Below are 1,751 nucleotides of genomic sequence, written 5' to 3' on the forward strand. Positions count from 1 at the left end.
TTTCTCGAATTATTGCGCGTCTTCCATAATGAAACCGCTCTCGAAAATCTCGTAAAGTAGAGGGAGATGACTGACCTTCCGCGAGAATTTGTGCGACCAATCGGCCGGCCCAACCAGAATATTGGTCCACAAGGGAGCGGAAGTGCTGAGCAATTGCCTCTCTCGGGCCAAGTTCTCGTGGCAAGGGTGTCTTCAACATCTGATTTTCTATGAACGCGTCAATGACGACTAACGCTTTAGAGTCCCACCACCGGTATATGGTCGATTTACTAACGCCAGCTTCTCGTGCTATCGCCTCGATTGAGATTGCCTGAATGGATTTTTCCTGCAGGAGACTGATGGTAGCGTCCAGGATCTGACGGCGCGTAGCTTCACTACGTGGGCGACCCACTACCGATTTTGTGGTCGATGCGGGTTTATTAATCGACATTCTCAAGATCCCTTACCCAGGTACATTTGTTCTGAAAAACAAAAGCCCAGGATGGCTCTCGTCAAGACATTAATTAGTATACGTAGTGTTCAGTATATTGCCTGTGTTGAATAATTTCTACCCCGGGTTAAATCCATGTCGTAGGAAAGCCTTTGATCACGATTAAGCCAGTTTTGCCGAATATTCGCGGGTCTTCATAGCTTAAATTGAGGGTGGTGTTGTAGGCGGCAATTCTCCGATTTGGTTAGATTTATTCGACTCACAGCGTTTCGTATGTTTCAGCTTCTTTTGGGCGGGAGCTTTGTCGGGCAGTCAGCGACGCGAGTAAGCAAGCAAGGAGTGATTTGTCACCTGTGTCGGTGAGTCACCCCCTCCGGGCTCGTTTGCGCTTTTTGTTCGTTGCGATAAGAGCCTCTATGAAAAGTGCAATCTTCTGTTTGTAACGTGCATTTTTCGTCCTGTTCCAGCACCTCATACTGGAATGGTATTTCCCCGCTTACCTGCTTGCCATCTGGCGTACGGTGCCTTCCGGCGCGATTCACAGGTGCTTGCTGAGCGGAGCGCTACTATCCAATAATAAAGAGACCGCCCATGAAAACTCCAAACCCGCTATTGGAAGACCTGAAAGGCGTTCTGCCTATTATCGCGGCTAATGCCTTCGAGGCCGAACGCGCGCGTTATGTTCCCGCCGAAAATATCGCCTTGCTCAAAGGCATTGGTATGCACCATGCGTTGCAGCCGAAAAAATACAGCGGCATGGAGATCTCCCTGCCTCAGTTTGCCGACTGCATCGCATTGTTGGCCGGTTCCTGTGCCAGCACTGCCTGGGCCATGAGCCTTCTATGTACTCACAGTCATCAAATCGCAATGTTTTCCAGCAAGCTGCAGGATGAGGTTTGGGGGAATGACCCCGATGCTACTGCCAGCAGCAGCATCGCGCCTTTTGGTCGCACCGAGGAGGTGGAGGGAGGCGTCACCTTTAGTGGTGAGATGGGATGGAGTTCAGGCTGTGATCATGCCGAATGGGCCATCATGGGATTCTTTCGCGAGAATACCGAAGGCACTCGGGATTATTGTTTCGCGGTGCTGCCAAGCAGTGACTACGAAATTCGCGATGACTGGTTTGCCGTTGGTATGCGTGGCAGCGGTAGCAAAACCCTGATCGTCAAGAATGCTTTCGTGCCTGAGCACCGAATCCAGAAAGCCAGGGACATGATCGAAGGCAAGTCGGCGGGCTTTGGTCTGTATCCGGACAGCAAGATTTTCTTCGCCCCTTATCGGCCTTATTTTGCCAGCGGCTTCTCGACTGTCAGCCTGGGTA

Annotated in this window: 1 protein-coding gene and 1 pseudogene; one reads left to right on the forward strand and one right to left on the reverse strand. The window is 51.1% G+C overall.

Features of this window, described 5'->3' with window-relative positions; translation table 11 throughout:
- A partial coding sequence (locus tag ACXRVY_RS27280) for a TetR/AcrR family transcriptional regulator (RefSeq protein WP_458238757.1) occupies window positions 1-430 on the reverse strand: 430 nt, incomplete at its 3' end.
- A 591-nt stretch (window positions 431-1,021) separates the two neighbouring features.
- On the opposite strand from ACXRVY_RS27280, the pseudogene ACXRVY_RS27285 reads away from it, so the two are divergent.
- A pseudogene (locus tag ACXRVY_RS27285) lies at window positions 1,022-1,751 on the forward strand (p-hydroxyphenylacetate 3-hydroxylase oxygenase component); the annotation flags it as partial.

Source organism: Pseudomonas sp. P5_A2_2 (assembly GCF_054177685.1).